This is a genomic window from Stenomitos frigidus ULC18 (assembly GCF_003003795.1).
Lineage (GTDB): Bacteria > Cyanobacteriota > Cyanobacteriia > Leptolyngbyales > Leptolyngbyaceae > Stenomitos > Stenomitos frigidus_A.
On sequence record NZ_PVWK01000034.1, the window covers coordinates 37,556 to 54,646 of the forward strand.

Below are 17,091 nucleotides of genomic sequence, written 5' to 3' on the forward strand. Positions count from 1 at the left end.
AACTCGTGTTCACCCTACGGCTTCACCCTCTTACTCCCAGCCTTTGCAGTAATACAATCAACGGACACCAGTTGGTAAACGCCGATTGCAGCAGGTTCAGTCCCACAAAGGCGGTTAACCATAACCAGGCTGGATTGCTTAACGCTAACGTTAAGCTCACGAGTATAATGCTGCCCGCAATCAAACGTAGCCACTGATGCTGAGTCCAGGATCGCTGGCGGCTGTTCATCGGCTTTAGCATAAGGTTCTCAAGGAATTTGATTAACTCATTATATAACTATTCAGTAGTATAATTGATTAGTTATTTGAAATATTTCAAAACTTTTACACACGACCCTAGTGGTCTACCAAATCAACTTTACCGGGTTCAAAAGTAGGATATAATCGCCCTGATTTATCTCGCGCATCGGTCGTTGCGAAACACCAATTCACCGTTGCTTTTTGCTCATTCCGTGGCTGCTGCCAAGCGTTCACTTCGTCGGTCAATTCCCATTTGGTCGCAATGCGTCGGTCGAGACATTGACGCACTACCCCGCTGAGAAGCTTGGCGCTGGGGTTACAAAACTAAACCAGATTCACCAAGCCACGCAAGCGTATCTTGATGGGCGGGGAATTTCTCAGACTACTTGGCAGCAGATGCAGGATGATTTGCAGCAGCAGAAACAGCAAAGAATACGATCAAGACAAAAAGATCTTGGATTGGAGATGTAAGCGATAAACCCTGGCTGAATTAGAGGCGATTAAGGGCACAGGCGGACAGGCTCCAGTGTTGGGAAGTACTTGAGCAGTTGTTTGGCCGTGGGGAATTTTTTATGGGAGAGCCTCTACTTTCTCGCGTTGACTTTAAACTTTCTGTTGTCTGTCGCGACTGGCTTAGCCTGCCGTAATCCTTCCAGTTGCTTGAGTTGCTGGGACTGTTCTCCCAATCGAATTGAGAGGCGATCGCCCACCAGTTCACACAGCTCAAAGATGAACGGTTCCGCAATCTCGTAATACACACTGACGCCTTGAGGCGTGCGGGAGACAATGCCTGCCTGCGCGAGAATCTTCAGGTGCTTTGAGACGTTCGCTTGCCCCAATCCAGTTGCTTCCATGATTTCGGTGACATTCTTCGAGCCTGTCTTCAAAGAACATAACACCTGCAAGCGGCTGAGTTCGGACAGCACTTTGAAGTAATCAGCCACTTGTGCCAGGGCGGAAGGAGGTAAAGACATAGGGACAGAAAATTGCTTTTAGAAGGGTCTTAATTCATTCTATACTATATCAAATATATTGCTATATGGTAGTATAGTTAACAAAAAGCATCGAATGATCGTCAGAATTCCTAGTCCCAAACTCAGAAAGCTGTATTCTAATGTACTGCTGGTTCACTGGCAGCAACTCGCAGATTTGAAGGATGGTTTACTGTTAGATGTTTGGAATGTGGATGAGCTTGAAGCAGGGCACATCGAAGGCGCAGTCAACATTCCCCTGGCTCAATTGCGCGATCGCCTGCCTGAACTGAACCCCGAGCAAAAAATTTGGGTCTATTGCCAGGTCGGGCAACGAGGTTACTATGCCACTCGTGCATTGCGGCTGAATGGGTTGAATGCCTATAACTTGAGTGGTGGATTCAAAACCTATCAGGCAATCTCGTCCAATTAAGCTGACAGAGAACTAAGTCATGGTGTCTGGGGCACTAACCCCCGTCGGGGTTTGGGAGCTGATTGTTGTGCCTTGTTGTGCCTTGTTGTGCCTCGTTGTGCCTCGTTAGGCTCATGGGTCTATGTCTGCCTAGGTCAACTTGCTTGAGCTTTCGTCTCTGTTCTCAACCCTAAGCGACGCCATTCCACCATGCCGCCAGTGATGTTATAAACCGCTGTGAAACCAGATTTCACCAGCTGCTTGGCCGCGATAGGGCTGCGGTGGGCAGTTAAGCAGACCACCGCCACGGGCTGATCGTGCGGCAGTGCTCGAAACCACTGGGGTAAAAATCCTCGCCATATCCCCAGGCCAAGTAAGAGACGAGGCAGGCTTAAATTGCGGGCTCCTGGGGCGTGTCCGGTAAAGTATTCCAGTCCGCTGCGCACATCAATGAGCAGGGGAGCATTGGCCGTTTGGGACAGGTCTGTGGGGGATAGGTCCACCACAGTTGAGTTGGATGAGGAGGGCTGAGTCATGGGGCACCAGAAAATTGGGGGATGGTTTGAGCGGGCGATCGCACCGTCGAACGGACAACTAGCGACCACCACAAACGAAGTGGAATTGCGTCATACCCTGTCCGTTCAAGCTATGAAAGGGCAGGGCCAGCGTTTACTCTGGGCTGTGTTCGGGTTTCCCGTGGCGGTGCCCAGGGGCATCACCATGTTCGCGTTGATGATGTTCTTCTGGGGTCATCACGACGAGCGTATCGTCCAGATAGGCCATAACGGCTGCATCCAGGTCAGTTTCAGCGGTAATCAGTGGCTGAATGCCCTTGGACTGTAGACGACGGGCTAATCCCCGTCCTATACCACCGCTAATCAGCACCTGAACGGTGTCTAGGGGATGAGAATCTTTCGGAGAACTCTCGTGGAAGCTCTGGTCTTTGGTGATTCGGAGCAGTTGTTTAGTCTGGATGGTGGTGTCATCCACGTCATAGATCCAGAATTTCTGACAATGTCCGAGGTGGGCTGTCACATTGGTCTGGTTTTGGCTAGACACGGCGATCTTCATAGGATTCCTATTGATTAAGATTGAGGGAATTGATTGAAATTGAGGGAGTTTTTCGGGTGTTTGGCAATACGCATCTGGTGGGTCAGACCCACCAGGGGGTTTCCCCAGTGCGGGGATCAGTCTCTGTCCACGGTGAAATCAAAATGTTGTTATCGACGACAGCAACGTGGAAGATCTTGAGTGGGAGGGGCGCTGGACCGCGAACCACCGTCCCATCTGGCGCATAGCGGGAACCGTGACAGGGACATTGAAACTGTTGATCCATCGGATTCCAGGGGAAGGAGCAGCCTAGGTGGGTACAGTTATCCAGAATCCCAATGCTGTCCAGGGTATTATCTTCTTTGACAATCAAATAGGTGGGTTCACCGCTCACACCTGCAACCAGGGCACGGCTTCCCGGTGCTTCTGCCAGGATCTGGGTGGCTGGGATTGGGTTTCCCAGAATATCTTTGGCAATAATGGCTCCCCCCGCTCCCGTTTTTTCTGCGGGAGGAATGAAGAATTTGCCGACAACATAGAGCGCGGCACCAGTGGGAACAGCAAGAACTGCTCCGGTAATGAAGTTGAGAAGCTGCCGCCGCGATATGGATGGACTTTCAATCGGAAGATATGGACTTTCAATCGGAAGATTAGCGTCCATGATAGAACTCCTGGATTTAGAAGGTGTATTCAGTTTGCAAAGTACTTAGCTTTGTTTCAAGCAGGCGATCGCTCACCTGTCATCGTTTCTAGCTAGTCGCGCTTAAGTTTTTCTAAAATTGCTCGTTGGCTGATTGGTATGAATTCCCAAGAGGCGATAAAGACCGCAAAAGCCTACCAGGGCTGTCACCAGCAGGACACCACCAGCAACGACTAGCCCAATACCTAACGCAGAGCCGCTGTAGGAAAACAACCCCAGATAGAACAAGGCAGAAGCCAAAAATAGGCGGATCAGGCGATCGAGTGAACCAACATTCGTTTTCATGGCTGAAATCTCCAATATTGAGCGGATTACAAAAACCTTGCTGCATAGCTGCATGAAGCGACTCTCAAGGTGATTGCAATTTTTTTGTAACTTTACCTTCATATTATAACTAATTGGTTATAGAATAGTAAAGTAATTTTTAGTGGATGATACGTACTCCGCACAGGCAAGCCAACACTTGCAAGATAACCATTATCAGAACAAGATGGGCGATCCTCTAGCGAGTCGCTAGAGGATTGACTTGAAACTTTAACTAGCGTTTTATTAATAACTTGTTTTTCTTGCGATTTGTATCGAAGTCAATCAAATCAATCGGGGAATAACCCATCAGCCTGTCAAGGTAGAAGCGGATAGCAGAGCCGTTAATTCAAATCAAGCCGTCCTCCTTTTGACAGATTGACTAGGTAGTAAGAACTCAACTATTGATTAGACGTAAGAAAATTTCTGGAGGTTCACATGATTTTACTTCGCCAAGTTCGCAAGATTTTACTGATCATAGGATTAGCAGTATTTATTTCAACTGCTTCAACCTTTGGCTTTGCATCTGGAGAAAGTTGGGCTGTCACTTTATCCTCACCAGGCATTAGACAACTGCCTGTTCCAATCGCAACCATGAATCAAGCTAAAGCGATGACTAAGAATATTGAAGGCAAAGCTCAAGAAGAGATTGGCAGCATGACAGGTGATCTGAAAACCCAGGCTACTGGAAAAGCCAAGCAGCTTGAAGCTAAGACCCGAAAGGGAACCAATAGAAGCATTGAGAACCCCAACTACCAGCCTGGGGGAACAAGCAAGCAAGCAGAAGAACAAAGCCGTGATGCAAGAAAAGCCATAGAAGATGAGGTTCGTGATGCCTTCCAATAAGGAGGATGGATAAAGAGCATCAGCGAAAAAGCGTAGAGTGTTTTAAAGGCAAACAGCAGCGTAATGGGCTGAATTCTAGCTAGATATAGTAACGCCTATCGCATTCTACGTTGATTTTGTGTTCAGGCAAGCAGTCCTCATATTCAATCAGGAGTGCATTAGGCACTCGTAAATATGAGGTTAAGGCAACTGATAAGAATATTGAAGAAAATTCATAAAGGAAGACGATGATGAATAACGAAAATGATTCCCAAGCTTCTGTCCCTCAATATGACGCGCACATCACCCCTGCTGAATCTATCGCACGGCAGCATCGGGAAGGCAAGTACTTTGGACACACCTCTCATGAGGAACCGGATGGCGAATCGAGCCACGCCACAGAAGGTTACACGGTCGATCAAGAGGGGTTGCTCAATAACTACGCGATCGAGCCAGAAATGTACGTTGATGTTCCCGGAGATATGCGAGAGCAAGCAGCCCAGGAAGCAGCAGAACATGCCCATGAGATGCAGGAGTTATCTGAGGATGAGGACGGTAAGCTGACAACAGAACACGATTGGCGGCATAAAGGACCAGGCTTGATTTAGCGCACGCAAGAAATCCAACCAGGATAGAGAACTGATGTTTATACCTCGTGGTTTTGGCGAATGCTCGATCACAACTAAACTGGGCAGGATGGTCTACTATACGGCTCAAGGAGAACCGTGGGATGAATGTAGATCAAAAGAAACATTAGTTTTCCTGCACGGCTTTGGTGGTGGTTCCTCGGCTTACGAATGGTCAAAAGTTTATCCCGCTTTTGCCGCAGAGTATCAAATCTTGGCACCCGATTTGATTGGCTGGGGGCGATCGGATCATCCTGCCCGTAGCTACCAAGCCGAAGATTACATCGCGATCGTCATAGAATTTATGGAGCAGACCTGTCTTGTTCCGACGACTGTCATTGCCTCGGCCTTGACGGCGGCATTTACAATTCGTGCTGCGATCGAACGCTCTGACTTATTCAAGTCATTAATTGTCACGACCGCCGCTGGTTTAGCTGAGTTTGGGCAAGACTATCGCCGCAGCGGTTTTGCCCAGTTTGCTCAGTCTGTGAATATCCCATTCCTCAATCAACTACTTTACGGTGCAGGCGTGGCAAACAGTTTTGGCATTCGTAGCTTTTTAGAGCAACGCCAGTTTGCTGATGCAGCGCAAATTTATCCTGAAATTGTTGAGGCGTATCGACAATCGGCTCAACGCCCCAATGCGGAGTATGCGGCACTTTCATTTGTGCGGGGAGATTTGTGCTTTGATTTGTCCCAATACATCACCAAATTGACGGTACCTACCGCCATGATTTGGGGCAAGGGCAGTGAGTTTACCAGCCCCGATATCGGTCGTAAACTGGCTGAAATGAATCCTCAAGCCATTCGTCGCTTTTACTATCTGGATAATGTGGGATTTACGCCGCAGCTAGAGCAACCTGCGGTGACGATCGGGCTGATTCGCCAGATATTACCCTTACTGGAGTAGGGGTTTAACTAACCGGATGCCACGAGAGATCCCGAACTAGACCTGACATAACATATGCCATTCAATCAACTTATTTCAGGAGCAAGAACCGATGCACAAGTTATCTCAGCCTGTTCTGAACCTTGTACTGATGATCAGTGTCAGTCTGCTGCTGCTCAGTTGGAGTACCGCGAATGCCTCAGCCGCTCCAGCTATTCCCCATCCCAACGAGTTGGCGCAAGCAGTCCAAGAGATTGAAGCTTTGGATACCATGCGTTCTGGGCTGGCTTCTTCCCTGGAAGGGAGTACCGAAGTACCCACCATGCAAACCATGAAAGAAGTCTGCCGTCCGGTCGGAATGCGCGCCATCCAACTCAGCCAAGAGAATGGCTGGCAGGTCAAACAGATTGCTAAGAAATATCGCAATCCAGACCATGCTCCAGACAACTTACATGCTCAGATCGCGTTAGCAAAATTTGAACAGGAACCGGAGCTAATCGGTTTTTGGGATCGAGAAACTCTGAATCAACAGACAGGAACACGCTATTACCGCCGCATCAATGTGGAAGCCAGTTGTCTCGCCTGTCATGGTTTGAAAGATCGCCGTCCCCAGTTTGTTAAAGATGGTTATCCTCAAGATTTAGCCTATAACTTTCACGTTGGCGATTTGCGCGGTATGTATGCCGTTTTCATTCCAGATGCGATTCAAAAAGCAATGCAAAATTCAGTCGATCAACAATAACCCTAATAAATGCAAACAGCATGAAGATAAATTCCATTTTACGTTTCATCGGAGCATCACTCATCCTCGCAACGCTAGTTTGGACGTTGACGGCTAATCTGGCGATCGCCCCAGTTCAGGCAGCCATCCGACAATTAGAAGAAGCCCCAGGGCAACTGGTGTGGCAGTCTCGACAGACGCTCAAAGACGAGCATGGCGGTAGTTGGCAAGCGATCGCCTTCAAGCGCGTTCGTCCCGATGGCTCAGCCCATATCTATTTGCGTTTAGTTGGGTTTCCAGGAACAGCAGACCTGGATCATTCGCAACCGCTAACGCTCACCAACTCACTGGGCAAAACATTGACCGCAGCAGATATATCCTCAGATATGTTTACTGATAAAACCCAGATAAAAACCGATATGGGGCAGTATGATTTACAACCGATCTTGATGCAGCTAGAGCCAGCGATGCCGTTGCAACTAACACTTCCCACCCTTGACCAGGAAAAGATTAGCCTCAATGTTTCTCCTACCGTGGTTGAAGAGTGGCGATCGCTGACTGACCAAAAATGATCACCTTATAACTAAATAGCTATAAGGTGAGGAAAAGATTTTAAGACATGCAAATACTTTGGAGATAACCATCATGAGTTTAGACAGTCTAGCCGCTCTCAAGCCCTATCTCAGCTTTTTCCACCCGATTACGATGTGGATCTTGCTGGCCGTGGCGCTCTATGCCATGTATTTGGGTGTGCAGGTGAGGCGAACGCGGTTGGCAGAAGGAGAGTCTAAGAAAGAACTGGTGAAGGGTCGATTCGCCATTCGCCACCACCAAATTGGCTCCATCCTTCTAGCGCTAATGGTAATGGGGGCGATCGGCGGCATCACCGTGACCTACCTGAACAGTGGCAAAATTGTGATTGGACCCCACCTGTTTGCGGGTTTAGGGATGGTGGGGCTGGTTTCCACGTCTGCGGCACTGGTTCCCTTTATGCAAAAGCATGACTGGGTGCGCAGCATCCACGTTTCGCTGAACCTGATTCTGCTGGGATTGTTTGGTTGGCAAGCCGTAACCGGGGTACAAATTGTGCAAAAGATTGTCAGCCAGATGATGCAGTCTCCTGCGTAACTATGGTCACAAAGCTTCTGCTGGATCGCGCATTAATATCAACGCTTTGATAGTGTCTGAATGTACAGCTAAGAATTATGGATTTAATAAGATCTGGAATTTGATTGCTGGTAGGGGCGAACGGCCGTTCGCCCCTACCGAAGAATCGCGGAGTTATTTAATTCTCATTCCTAACCTACTTAATTTCAATTACCTGATTAATTTGGAGACCAACGTTATGCAGACCATGCCAATCAACATCGGAATTGAGGAAAAGGATCGTCGCGAGATTGCTCAAGGGCTTTCCAACCTACTGGCGGATACTTACACCCTGTACTTGAAGACCCATAACTTCCACTGGAACGTCACAAGACCAATGTTTCGGACATTGCATCTTATGTTTGAAGAGCAATATACCGAACTGGCTTTGGCGGTGGATCTAATAGCTGAACGCATCCGAGCGCTGGGGTTTCCGGCTCTAGGCACCTATAAAGAATTTGCCAAGCTCTCTTCAATTGAGGAGCTTACTGGCGGAGTAGAGCCGATTAGCTAATCGGTCATAGTCCATTGGAAGATTGATAGAGCTGGCTAATGTCATTTCTCCAATGTTCTTTCTAGCCTTCCTTTGCTGGCGCAAATTTTTTAAACTGCGATTTTGGAGGCACTTGAAATGAAAAAATTACGAACCGTTTTTGCATTGTTGCTCAGTATTGCTCTCTTTCAAGCACTTGTGTTTACGTTGCCATTTCCTAGTTCGCCTGCAATGGCCACCGATTCTCTAAGTGGAGCAAAAGTGTTTAAGAACAACTGCGCCATGTGCCACGTTGGGGGTAAAAACGTCGTAATGCCAGATAAAGCCTTAAACCAAGCTGCCCTTGATAAGTACGGTAAGAATTCGGTAGTAGCCATTACGGCTCAGATCAAGGCTGGAATGAATGCCATGCCAGCCTTTAAGGAAAAGCTAACCGACGCCCAAATCGAAGACGTTGCCGCCTACGTACTCGACCAAGCTAAGAACGGTTGGCAATAATTTTTGACTAGGTGAAATGCGACGGATCTCAGTTGCAAAATTCGTTAAAACCCTGATGAAGACCTCGTTAGACTGTATTCCCTGTCTCTTGCGCCAATCTTTAGAAGCGGCCAGGTTGGTATCAACAAATCCATCGGTTCATGAGCACATTATCCGGGATGCGCTGAGTTGGGCGGTCGAGATGGACTTAAATCAATCACCTCCTGCCATGGCGCAACGTATTCACCGACGGTTGCGCGAGATCACCGGGGTGGATGACCCTTACCGTGAGACGAAAGACTGGCAAAATCGCGTCGCGATGGAGTTGATCCCAGCGCTCCGGGCTGAGGTTGAATCTGCCAGAGATCCATTGTTGATGGCCGCTCGTCTGGCGATCGCCGGAAATGTGATTGATATGGGTAGTAATGGCAATCTGACAGAGGCAGATGTGCGACAGGCTTTGAACCAAGCCCTGACAGAGCCATTTTTCGGAGAACAGAACGAGTTTCGTGAGGCGATCGCCCAAGCAAAATCAATTTTGTATTTAGCTGACAATGCCGGAGAAATCGCCTTTGATCGACTTCTGGTTGAACAACTTTTACCAGTGCGGATTACCTTTGTCGTGCGCGGTGCGCCAGTCCTTAATGATGCCACACTTGTCGATGCGCGAACGGTAGGGCTGGATCAAGTTGTCAAGGTGATCGACAATGGCTCAGACGCTCCAGGAACCATCTTAACCGACTGTAATCAGGATCTTCGCGATCGATTTGCGACCGCCGACCTAATTATTGCTAAGAGGCAGGGGAATTTTGAGACTCTCTGTGGCGAACCCGGCAATATTTTTTTCCTATTCAAGGTCAAATGTCTGGTGATTGCCAGTCTCGTTAACCAACCGATCGGGACACAAATGTTGGTACATTCTAGATTGGGTACAGCTTATGGGTTGTAACCATCGGGTTTTAGAGCGTACCGATCGCATCATTTCTGATTGAAAGCCATGGGTCAGCTATGGCATGAACTGGGCGATCGCTGTGTCGATTGCCGGACAGGGACTCAGTTAGTGATCGCTTAACAAGAAAGCTAAGGAAGTAGTTACTTGACGATCGCCTCCCCTGCTGCTTTCCAGCCCGCAAAGCTCGGCGGAAATCCCCGTACATTGTCATAATTCAACAGATGCAGCGTCATTACTCCCATCGCTGAGCGATAGCCAGTGGAACAATACAGCACCACAGGGCGATCGGTTGGAATTTTATTTAAATTGCGAGCCATCTGCTGGAGCGGAATATTGGTTGCACCAGGGATATGACCCGACCGATACTCAGAGGGCGATCGCACATCAACTAATAACGGCTGACGGTCTGCCATCAGACTTTTCAACGCTTCGACGTTGCCGATCGTGTAATATCCCGATGGCATCGACATGAGATACTGATCCACGGCTGATTCCAACTTGGGAAAACCTTGTGGATCTGACAGAACCTTGGGGTCAGTTATTACAGCTGACGAAGTAAGATTTGCCGCCATGATCGGGTTTTGCCCAGCACCAAACAAAAGGCAAAGCCACAGGGCGAATCCCAGCACTATAGTCTGAATTGACTTCTTGAATAACATAGATTTCTCCCGAAATGGGTATTTCTCATCATGACCCAGCGCCTCTGTTATCGGGCTGCAACTTCGGCAATATGAGGGCTGATAATCGGAATAGATAGCCAAAATGATTGATAATGAACAGATTCAAAGCCTGCTTCTTATTTATACCGTCTTATTATGTGTGTGTAGGTACGTCTACTTGTGTTCAATCACTGAAGCTCTTTCAATAAAACCAGGGGATTAGCTTTTTGACCTGCAATTGATACGAACTATAGTCAGAGAACTTATCTTTTAGCCATGACTCTTCTTTTCTGGCTTTGATGTCAAAAAATAGCAGCAAAATCACTGCACCAATCAGATGCGTTAAACTCCATTGCCAAATACCATAGGCGATCGCCAGGAAAATCACGCCACTATAAATAGGATGCCTGACTACGCCGTAAGCTCCACTGGTGACTAATTTTCCGGCGTCTTTAGGATGGGGTAAGGGAGTAAGATTTGCACCTAACCCTAGTCCTCCCCAAAATAGCAATAACGCGGCAATTAGGCTGAAAAGACTCGCTAATCCCCAAGTCGTGTATGTCCAAATGTGAGACAACCGATCCAGCCTGATCACTGGATATACGGGCAATAGGATAAAACCAACAAAGAGGATTATTTGAGCAAGAACCCAATATTCACCTCTCGCACCCTGCCACCATTGGGCTGAGAATCCTAATGCTTTAAGTCGGTTCATGTCCTAGCCTCCTCTGTCTATGCTAGCTCGTTTTATCATTCGGAAATCATGTGGGGTATTGTCATCATTAAGCGACTAACTCTGCCATCAGTTCGGCAACAGGCATCAGGCGCTGAGCACGTCCGGCATTGCTCCCCGAAAACACCAGTCCATTTTCAATATCTCCTCGTGCCGCTTTATCTAAAGCCTGAACAATGCAGAAGGATTGCTGTTCATCCCGGCATTTGCAGGCATGGAGACAATTAAACAAACATCGTTTTTCCAAGTCTGGGGAACCTGCGATCGCCTTTTCCACAAAGGCATTTCGCAGTGCCCGTCCCGGCATGCCCACTGGACTAGAAATGATCACCACATCGTCTGGTTGAGCATGAAGGTGAAATTCTTTGTAACGAATATTGGCATCACATTCATCAGTGGTGATAAAGCGAGTCCCAATTTGTACACCACTGGCTCCTAATGCCAACATTCGGTCAATATCAGCTCGATCCCACACTCCCCCTGCGGCAATCACTGGAATCGATTGACCCACTTCCTCGTGCAAATAAGCCACTAATGCTGGGATGACCTGTTCGGCGTTTAGGGCGCGATCGCCTAACTCCTCTAATTTCGCACCGAGATGTCCGCCTGCTGTATTGGGATTTTCTACGACAAACGCATCGGGTAGCCGCCCGTATTGACGTTCCCACTTCCGGCACATAACGCGAGCCGCACGAGTACTGGAGACGATCGGTACCAGTGCTACCTCTGGAAAGGCTGCGGTATAGGACGGCAATTGCAGCGGTAATCCTGCACCTGAAATAATTAGATTCACGCCTTCTTCTGCCGCTGTCCGCACCAGGGTTTCGTAATCTTGAGCAACAACCATCGCATTGATGCCCAGAATTCCCTTGGGACTTAAGGTGCGGGCGGCTCGAATTTCATCAACCAGCGCCAACCGGTTGGCTTCAAAGAACTGTTCTCGGCGCTTGCGACCATTGGTCTGAGTGCTATCAAAGTAGGTTGAGTTTAGCCCTAGAGCAACAGCAGAGATGATCCCAATGCCACCTGCATTGGCAACGGCAGCGGCAAGTTGTGCCCCAGAAATCCGAATGCCCATACCGCCCTGAATAATGGGATAGCGAGCCATGTATTGACCGATTTGGAGCGAGGGGAGTGGTGTCATAGATTCCTTTGGATTAGTTCGTTCAAAAAGCAGGATTCGGTGCAAATGATACGTGTATTGTTCTCGCTATCCCGCTCCACGGCCTTTTCCAGATCTGAACATCTATCAGTAAGGCGAGAGACAATAATGACTTTTACTTTCCTCCTTTCCCTGTAGAACTTCTGCTGCCTAGACCGAAAGCTGCAGTTCGCCGCAATCCTTCCAACTGCTTTAACTGCTGAGACTGTTCTTCCAATCGACTGGTGAGGCGATCGCCCACTAGTTCACAAAGCTCAAAAATGAACGGTTCCGCAATCTCGTAATAAACGCTGACACCATGAGATGTGCGGGAGACAATCCCCGCCTGAGCTAGAATCTTCAGATGCTTTGAGACATTTGCTTGCCCCAAGCCTGTTGCTTCCATATGTTCAGTAACATTCTTCGAGCCTGATTTAAGCGCACACAACACCTGCAAGCGGCTGAGTTCAGATAGCACTTTGAAGCAATCAGCAACTTGAGCAAGGGCAGAAGGAAAGAGGAACATGGTGCGAGTGCTGGATTTTTAACTGTTATGATTGATTCATTGTATGCCTATATAGCAATATAGCAGGGGTTAAGGTGAAAAGAAACCGATCTTTACGGTTATCCACTCATTGTCCTGTCATCCTTCCATTCTCAGAACCAGAGAATCAGACCATGATGGTTTGTCCATTGATCTAGGGAGGTTTTGCCGATGCGATTGTTCCGATCCATTCCCCGTAATGTTTGGATCTTGGGGTTGGTCAGCCTGCTCACCGATGTTGGGGTTGAGATGATTTATGCACTGTTAAGTACTCAATCAGAATTAATTACACAAATAGACATTATAATCAATAAGACCATAAAGTTGTGTAGTGAATGAGGTCTTAGATGCTTTTCATTCGAGAAATAAACCCACTGTCGTTGAAGCTGCTGGAACGGATCTACCGCCAAAGCCGACATCATCAAGTACGGCAAAGAGCGCCTTGCTTAATGTTGGCTTCGCAAGGCATCAAGGTGGAAAAACTTATGACCACTTTAAATGCGAGCTATAAAACAATCTACAACTGGCTCAAGCGCTGGGAAACTGAGGGCATGATAGGACTGTATAACAAACCCGGTAGAGGGCGTAAGCGCACCTTTAATCAGGCACAAGAAACCATTAGAGCATGGGCTAAACAAGAACCAAGACCATTAAAGCAAGTGCAACAGAAAGTCAAAGCAGCATGGAACATTGAAACCAGTACCGAAACGATTAAAAGAATACTTAAAACCTTCTCGATGAGTTGGCATCGGCTGCGGCGTGCTGTTGGTGGAGAGCCAGAACCGAGACAATACGAGGAGAAGAAGGCACAGCTAGAAGCCTTGAAGCGGTTAGAAAATGAGGGCAAGATCAACCTCTATTTCTTAGATCAAACAGGCTTTTGTTTAAGTCCTTCTGTACCCTATGGCTGGCAAGATAAGGGTGAATACTTAACCATTAAGAGTCGCCGTAGTCCACGCTTAAATGTCTTAGGTCTGATGAATCGAAAAAATCATCTTGAAGCTTATGTTTCCACTCAAAGTATTAATTCTGATGTCGTGATTACTTGTATCGATACGTTCTTCCCCGTCGTCAATAAGCCAACCGTTATTGTTGCCGACCAAGCCTCGATTCATCCAAGTCATGCCATGCTTGATAAGGTTGATGAATGGCAAGCACGTGGTATTACCATTTTCACATTGCCATCTTATTCTCCACCGTTGAATTTGATTGAGATTTTGTGGCGGTTTATCAAGTATGAATGGCTTGAGATCGAGGCTTATTCTAACTGGCAAACTTTTGTTGATTCTGTTGAGAAAATTCTTAGAGAGTTTGGAGAGAACTATGTAATCAATTTTGTTTAACTACTTATCGCTGTTTGACGTAGCTGATCGACTCGTGCGGTTGTGTTTTCGCGCATCCAGGCAGGTTTTACTGCAACTGGCTCACTGTAAAAACTTTCAGTGACGGGTTCGTTAAAGGCGACTTCATCAACCACATCAACCACTGAATCAAAGCCAAAAGCATCTAACGCCTCCGCTTGGACTTCCGGTGTGCTTTCTACGGGTGTTTCCATCGCTACAGCAACGATCGACTCGACCGTAAGGTGTTCGCCATTGTGCATGAGCATCGGCTGCGTAGTGCCTTCAACCCCATCAGCCAGTTCCTCTGAAGAAACTCCAAAGGCTTCCAGCGCTGCCGTCTCTAGTTCAACCTGCTCTACTGGCTCTACTTGAGGGTTGAAAACATCCAGATCAACCTTGCCGCCGCTATAGCGAAAGATCGGCTCACCACCCAGCTCGATGTTGATCGTGCCTTTTACTGGTGCTGTCTCCGGCTGTGGCTTCAGCCCGACCTCTTTCAAGAAATCATGTGCAGCTTTGTGGGAGTGGTCGGGATATTCAAAAGAGTCGATACCATGCTGAGACTCATACGCCTGAATCGCGGTTTCAAGCGGGACTGTCAAATAATCGCCGCCGATAACTTCATAGATGTCTGCGATCGTCTTCCCGGCTAAAGCGTCGTAGTCGGCGCGTGTAATCGCTGGCGGCATAGCGCTTATGTCTGAGCGCAACATGGCGGCACCAATCAGTATCATGTGAGAATCGGTCAGCTTGTCTACGATCGGCTCTGACCCGATCTCACCGCGAAAGACAATGCTACGTCCCATCTTGATCGTAATCGGCAAATCGGGTGTGTTTGCGCTCAAACCACCTTCAACCCAGCGATCTCTAAGAGCGGTTAAAAAGATGTACTGATCAGTTTTCATAGCTCGTCCAATCCGCTTTGATAAAGTTTTCTGGCAAACGATTGACGAGAATGTCTTGACCCACTTTCACTAACAGCAACTCCTGGTCGCCATAGAGCGTAATCACAGCCGGAACATAGTCAGGATCGAAAAACAGTTGATGCACAATCACTCCATCTGTTTTCAGGAGGACGGACACATCTTCAAAAAAGAATTCAAGGCTGCGAGGGTTGTAGTCACAAGGCATAGACGGCAAAGCTGCTGCTTGGATTGCTTCTTCTGCCAGTGCCGGGAAGTCGCGCAAAATGCCTGCAATCGCCTGTTTTTTTCCGTGTTCGAGTGTTTGAATCACTAGCGTTCTCCAATTTCAAGTGAGGAAACATTTTTGACGGCAGCAGCAACTTTCACAGGTTGAACCGCTGCTAGTTTGTCGAACATGCCGTTAAAGTTTTGGCGGTTTTGGGGTGATAAAGCTGCCTCTGATGCCTGGATCGCACCATTGCGATCCATTTGAAAGAGGGGTGCCTTTGTTTGGCGATCGGTGATTGTGATTGCACCATCCTTTTGGCGCTTGAAGGCATAGCGCTGACCCTCTAACGACTCCACATCACCGTCCCGCATGAGGCGATCGGCAACCAGCACAGCCTTAGAGCCATACGGAGCCATCTCACCCATCTGATCTAAGCGCTGCTGCACCACTTCAGCACCCTTCAGCCCTTTGGGGACGGCTAAACCATCTCTGGACTGAGCCAACTCGGGGTTGAGCCGACATACGACCAAAAAAGTGTAAGATGAGGCTACAAATCTTTCTCGGTCGGGCTTCTGAATAAAGGCTCAAACAGGGAGGAAAGCATCAAAATTTAACGACAGAATCAGGGTTTTAGCCCCCTGTTGCACTAAATTAGGCGTATGTCGGCTCAACCCCTAGCACATCGCCCGCTCGCAACGCTTTCACCTGCCCCACCTTCAGTGACAGCAACTCATTAGACCGATAGGCCGTGTTAATGCCCAGCGTGAACAAACACAGATCACGGGGACGATCCGCCAGGATTTTCTTAATGCGGTGGATCGCCTTCTTGTCCCGAATCGGCTCCACCTTAATCGCCTTTGTATAGTAGTGGAGAAATTTTGGTCGCCAAGGCTGAAACTCCTACCCAGTAGATCTTCTGGCTGTAGCCTTGATTGAACGCTTAAAGAGTTAAACTGTCCCACTATCGCCTCTAAACGGGACAGTTAAGGCTGCAAACCCCTGGCTTTACGCTGATATAGCCTTCCGATTGCCAACAGCCCAGGTATCGAAAATGGGACAGTTGCTCTTAGCGACCATTTTTTCTCCATTGCTAAACAAAGGCGATCATTGCGCCTCATGACAACCTAACATTGCCGAAAAGAGTCATTTTCGGCAATGATTGAACATGCTCTTTGTAGAATTAAATTCTAAAGAAGATTTGACTCTATAGGAGGCATCACCAGTGAAGTACAAAGCTAACAGTAGGTGAGAAACTCAAAGGTGAGATTGTAGAGCAGCAGCACTGTAGAAATTTAAGGGGCAGGATCTTTAGGCAAACTAGAGGCGGGTGGAGCCACTTCGACTGGGGCAGGCAGTGGGGTCACTTCCACGGGAAGTGGTTCCGAACCTAGAGGAGCAGGGAGAACCGTTTCAACGGGCGGACGAACAGGGGCGGGGAGATCTATAGGGGCGATACCCTGCGGGTATCGCGGAGAGAGCGTCTCTGTTTTTTTCGCTGGCGTAGATGCAGGTTTAGCCGGAGATTCATTAGCGGCAGCGGTTGGCTGACGTTGAGGTGCAGTTGGTTGGGGTTGTTCCTGGTCTGCTACCTGCCGCCGTTGCTCATTTTGACGTTGATAGTTAGAGCCTTCTTCTTCAAAGGTGACGCGCACTCGGGGTTCCTTGACGCAAAGGTACGTAAAGCGACATGCCCCTGCGAGGAAAGGCGCTAAGATCCACCGTTTACATGGGT

25 protein-coding genes and 1 pseudogene are annotated in these 17,091 nt (G+C 48.1%); 11 read left to right on the top strand and 15 right to left on the bottom strand.

What is annotated here, in order from left to right; genetic code table 11:
* Positions 1–22: 22 nt before the first annotated feature.
* Positions 23–241, bottom strand: coding sequence for a YgaP family membrane protein (locus C7B82_RS07260; protein WP_106255642.1), 219 nt, complete (start codon positions 239–241; stop codon positions 23–25).
* Positions 242–824: 583 nt separating this feature from the next.
* The gene (locus C7B82_RS07270) at positions 825–1,214 is read right to left on the bottom strand and encodes an ArsR/SmtB family transcription factor (protein WP_106255644.1); all 390 of its coding nucleotides are present in this window, start codon (positions 1,212–1,214) and stop codon (positions 825–827) included.
* Between the two features lie 94 nt (positions 1,215–1,308).
* On the opposite strand from C7B82_RS07270, the gene C7B82_RS07275 reads away from it, so the two are divergent.
* Positions 1,309–1,644, top strand: a complete 336-nt coding sequence (locus C7B82_RS07275; protein ID WP_245939775.1) for a rhodanese-like domain-containing protein — start codon at positions 1,309–1,311, stop codon at positions 1,642–1,644.
* Positions 1,645–1,778: 134 nt separating this feature from the next.
* Here C7B82_RS07275 and C7B82_RS07280 read toward each other — a convergent pair whose 3' ends face one another.
* The 4 genes from C7B82_RS07280 to C7B82_RS07295 all read right to left on the bottom strand — a co-directional run bounded on the left by C7B82_RS07280 (position 1,779) and on the right by C7B82_RS07295 (position 3,658).
* On the bottom strand, positions 1,779–2,231 hold the full coding sequence (locus C7B82_RS07280) for a rhodanese-like domain-containing protein (protein ID WP_245939776.1): 453 nt from the start codon (positions 2,229–2,231) through the stop codon (positions 1,779–1,781).
* A 61-nt stretch (positions 2,232–2,292) separates the two neighbouring features.
* Positions 2,293–2,694, bottom strand: coding sequence for a NifB/NifX family molybdenum-iron cluster-binding protein (locus C7B82_RS07285; protein ID WP_106255646.1), 402 nt, complete (start codon positions 2,692–2,694; stop codon positions 2,293–2,295).
* A gap of 82 nt (positions 2,695–2,776) precedes the next feature.
* A complete protein-coding gene (petC, locus tag C7B82_RS07290) occupies positions 2,777–3,334 on the bottom strand; it encodes a cytochrome b6-f complex iron-sulfur subunit (RefSeq protein WP_181357383.1) in 558 nt (185 codons plus the stop codon).
* Positions 3,335–3,436: 102 nt separating this feature from the next.
* The gene (locus C7B82_RS07295; RefSeq protein ID WP_106255647.1) at positions 3,437–3,658 is read right to left on the bottom strand and encodes a YgaP family membrane protein; all 222 of its coding nucleotides are present in this window, start codon (positions 3,656–3,658) and stop codon (positions 3,437–3,439) included.
* A gap of 456 nt (positions 3,659–4,114) precedes the next feature.
* On the opposite strand from C7B82_RS07295, the gene C7B82_RS33655 reads away from it, so the two are divergent.
* The 9 genes from C7B82_RS33655 (at position 4,115) to C7B82_RS07340 (ending at position 9,802) form a co-directional block, all read left to right on the top strand.
* Positions 4,115–4,522, top strand: a complete 408-nt coding sequence (locus C7B82_RS33655) for a CsbD family protein (RefSeq protein ID WP_181357384.1) — start codon at positions 4,115–4,117, stop codon at positions 4,520–4,522.
* A 230-nt stretch (positions 4,523–4,752) separates the two neighbouring features.
* The gene (locus tag C7B82_RS07305) at positions 4,753–5,109 is read left to right on the top strand and encodes a hypothetical protein (RefSeq protein WP_106255648.1); all 357 of its coding nucleotides are present in this window, start codon (positions 4,753–4,755) and stop codon (positions 5,107–5,109) included.
* 34 nt (positions 5,110–5,143) lie between these two features.
* The gene (locus tag C7B82_RS07310) at positions 5,144–6,037 is read left to right on the top strand and encodes an alpha/beta fold hydrolase (protein WP_106255649.1); all 894 of its coding nucleotides are present in this window, start codon (positions 5,144–5,146) and stop codon (positions 6,035–6,037) included.
* A gap of 91 nt (positions 6,038–6,128) precedes the next feature.
* Positions 6,129–6,758 (top strand): Tll0287-like domain-containing protein, encoded by a 630-nt coding sequence (locus C7B82_RS07315; RefSeq protein WP_106255650.1) that lies wholly within the window; start codon positions 6,129–6,131, stop codon positions 6,756–6,758.
* A 20-nt stretch (positions 6,759–6,778) separates the two neighbouring features.
* Positions 6,779–7,309 carry a DUF3122 domain-containing protein gene (locus tag C7B82_RS07320; protein ID WP_245939777.1) on the top strand — a complete coding sequence of 177 codons (531 nt, stop codon included), beginning with the start codon at positions 6,779–6,781 and terminating at the stop codon, positions 7,307–7,309.
* Positions 7,310–7,382: 73 nt separating this feature from the next.
* Entirely contained in the window at positions 7,383–7,865 is a 483-nt protein-coding gene (locus C7B82_RS07325; RefSeq protein WP_106255651.1) for a DUF4079 domain-containing protein, read from the top strand.
* A 217-nt stretch (positions 7,866–8,082) separates the two neighbouring features.
* A complete protein-coding gene (locus C7B82_RS07330) occupies positions 8,083–8,397 on the top strand; it encodes a Dps family protein (protein WP_339375110.1) in 315 nt (104 codons plus the stop codon).
* A 117-nt stretch (positions 8,398–8,514) separates the two neighbouring features.
* Entirely contained in the window at positions 8,515–8,874 is a 360-nt protein-coding gene (gene petJ, locus C7B82_RS07335; protein ID WP_106255652.1) for a cytochrome c6 PetJ, read from the top strand.
* A 55-nt stretch (positions 8,875–8,929) separates the two neighbouring features.
* A complete protein-coding gene (locus C7B82_RS07340) occupies positions 8,930–9,802 on the top strand; it encodes a damage-control phosphatase ARMT1 family protein (RefSeq protein ID WP_106255653.1) in 873 nt (290 codons plus the stop codon).
* 143 nt (positions 9,803–9,945) lie between these two features.
* Here C7B82_RS07340 and C7B82_RS07345 read toward each other — a convergent pair whose 3' ends face one another.
* The 4 genes from C7B82_RS07345 to C7B82_RS07360 form a co-directional block, all read right to left on the bottom strand.
* Positions 9,946–10,290, bottom strand: coding sequence for a rhodanese-like domain-containing protein (locus C7B82_RS07345; RefSeq protein ID WP_245939778.1), 345 nt, complete (start codon positions 10,288–10,290; stop codon positions 9,946–9,948).
* A 376-nt stretch (positions 10,291–10,666) separates the two neighbouring features.
* Entirely contained in the window at positions 10,667–11,179 is a 513-nt protein-coding gene (locus C7B82_RS07350; protein ID WP_106255655.1) for a methyltransferase family protein, read from the bottom strand.
* Positions 11,180–11,246: 67 nt separating this feature from the next.
* Positions 11,247–12,341 carry an NAD(P)H-dependent flavin oxidoreductase gene (locus C7B82_RS07355; protein ID WP_106255656.1) on the bottom strand — a complete coding sequence of 365 codons (1,095 nt, stop codon included), beginning with the start codon at positions 12,339–12,341 and terminating at the stop codon, positions 11,247–11,249.
* Positions 12,342–12,474: 133 nt separating this feature from the next.
* On the bottom strand, positions 12,475–12,864 hold the full coding sequence (locus C7B82_RS07360; protein ID WP_106255657.1) for an ArsR/SmtB family transcription factor: 390 nt from the start codon (positions 12,862–12,864) through the stop codon (positions 12,475–12,477).
* Between the two features lie 365 nt (positions 12,865–13,229).
* Between C7B82_RS07360 and C7B82_RS07365 the strand changes: the two genes are divergently transcribed.
* Positions 13,230–14,225: an IS630 family transposase gene (locus C7B82_RS07365; protein WP_106255658.1), complete on the top strand. Its 996-nt coding sequence runs from the start codon at positions 13,230–13,232 to the stop codon at positions 14,223–14,225.
* Here the strand turns inward: C7B82_RS07365 and C7B82_RS07370 are convergent.
* The 5 genes and pseudogenes from C7B82_RS07370 to C7B82_RS07390 all read right to left on the bottom strand — a co-directional run.
* A complete protein-coding gene (locus C7B82_RS07370; RefSeq protein WP_106255659.1) occupies positions 14,222–15,130 on the bottom strand; it encodes a hypothetical protein in 909 nt (302 codons plus the stop codon). The genes C7B82_RS07365 and C7B82_RS07370 overlap by 4 nt on opposite strands.
* On the bottom strand, positions 15,120–15,461 hold the full coding sequence (locus C7B82_RS07375) for a hypothetical protein (RefSeq protein WP_106255660.1): 342 nt from the start codon (positions 15,459–15,461) through the stop codon (positions 15,120–15,122). The genes C7B82_RS07370 and C7B82_RS07375 overlap by 11 nt, the downstream gene beginning before the upstream one ends.
* On the bottom strand, positions 15,461–15,889 hold the full coding sequence (locus tag C7B82_RS07380) for a hypothetical protein (RefSeq protein WP_146141079.1): 429 nt from the start codon (positions 15,887–15,889) through the stop codon (positions 15,461–15,463). The genes C7B82_RS07375 and C7B82_RS07380 overlap by 1 nt, the downstream gene beginning before the upstream one ends.
* Before the next feature lie 121 nt (positions 15,890–16,010).
* Positions 16,011–16,205, bottom strand: a complete 195-nt coding sequence (locus C7B82_RS07385) for a site-specific integrase (protein WP_181357385.1) — start codon at positions 16,203–16,205, stop codon at positions 16,011–16,013.
* A gap of 446 nt (positions 16,206–16,651) precedes the next feature.
* Positions 16,652–17,091 (bottom strand): annotated as a pseudogene (locus C7B82_RS07390) (hypothetical protein); the annotation flags it as partial.

What these genes read in the sequence shown, in the direction of transcription:
- C7B82_RS07360 (WP_106255657.1), bottom strand. Translation starts at nt 12,864, where the DNA reads ATGTTCCTCTTTCCTTCTGCCCTTGCTCAAGTTGCTGATTGCTTCAAA.
- C7B82_RS07285 (WP_106255646.1), bottom strand. Translation starts at nt 2,694, where the DNA reads ATGAAGATCGCCGTGTCTAGCCAAAACCAGACCAATGTGACAGCCCAC.
- C7B82_RS07315 (WP_106255650.1), top strand. Translation starts at nt 6,129, where the DNA reads ATGCACAAGTTATCTCAGCCTGTTCTGAACCTTGTACTGATGATCAGT.
- petC (WP_181357383.1), bottom strand. Translation starts at nt 3,334, where the DNA reads ATGGACGCTAATCTTCCGATTGAAAGTCCATATCTTCCGATTGAAAGT.
- C7B82_RS07355 (WP_106255656.1), bottom strand. Translation starts at nt 12,341, where the DNA reads ATGACACCACTCCCCTCGCTCCAAATCGGTCAATACATGGCTCGCTAT.
- C7B82_RS07350 (WP_106255655.1), bottom strand. Translation starts at nt 11,179, where the DNA reads ATGAACCGACTTAAAGCATTAGGATTCTCAGCCCAATGGTGGCAGGGT.
- C7B82_RS07325 (WP_106255651.1), top strand. Translation starts at nt 7,383, where the DNA reads ATGAGTTTAGACAGTCTAGCCGCTCTCAAGCCCTATCTCAGCTTTTTC.
- C7B82_RS07305 (WP_106255648.1), top strand. Translation starts at nt 4,753, where the DNA reads ATGAATAACGAAAATGATTCCCAAGCTTCTGTCCCTCAATATGACGCG.
- C7B82_RS07270 (WP_106255644.1), bottom strand. Translation starts at nt 1,214, where the DNA reads ATGTCTTTACCTCCTTCCGCCCTGGCACAAGTGGCTGATTACTTCAAA.
- C7B82_RS07295 (WP_106255647.1), bottom strand. Translation starts at nt 3,658, where the DNA reads ATGAAAACGAATGTTGGTTCACTCGATCGCCTGATCCGCCTATTTTTG.
- C7B82_RS07365 (WP_106255658.1), top strand. Translation starts at nt 13,230, where the DNA reads ATGCTTTTCATTCGAGAAATAAACCCACTGTCGTTGAAGCTGCTGGAA.
- C7B82_RS07320 (WP_245939777.1), top strand. Translation starts at nt 6,779, where the DNA reads ATGAAGATAAATTCCATTTTACGTTTCATCGGAGCATCACTCATCCTC.
- C7B82_RS33655 (WP_181357384.1), top strand. Translation starts at nt 4,115, where the DNA reads ATGATTTTACTTCGCCAAGTTCGCAAGATTTTACTGATCATAGGATTA.
- C7B82_RS07370 (WP_106255659.1), bottom strand. Translation starts at nt 15,130, where the DNA reads ATGAAAACTGATCAGTACATCTTTTTAACCGCTCTTAGAGATCGCTGG.
- petJ (WP_106255652.1), top strand. Translation starts at nt 8,515, where the DNA reads ATGAAAAAATTACGAACCGTTTTTGCATTGTTGCTCAGTATTGCTCTC.
- C7B82_RS07275 (WP_245939775.1), top strand. Translation starts at nt 1,309, where the DNA reads ATGATCGTCAGAATTCCTAGTCCCAAACTCAGAAAGCTGTATTCTAAT.
- C7B82_RS07330 (WP_339375110.1), top strand. Translation starts at nt 8,083, where the DNA reads ATGCAGACCATGCCAATCAACATCGGAATTGAGGAAAAGGATCGTCGC.
- C7B82_RS07310 (WP_106255649.1), top strand. Translation starts at nt 5,144, where the DNA reads ATGTTTATACCTCGTGGTTTTGGCGAATGCTCGATCACAACTAAACTG.
- C7B82_RS07340 (WP_106255653.1), top strand. Translation starts at nt 8,930, where the DNA reads ATGAAGACCTCGTTAGACTGTATTCCCTGTCTCTTGCGCCAATCTTTA.
- C7B82_RS07260 (WP_106255642.1), bottom strand. Translation starts at nt 241, where the DNA reads ATGCTAAAGCCGATGAACAGCCGCCAGCGATCCTGGACTCAGCATCAG.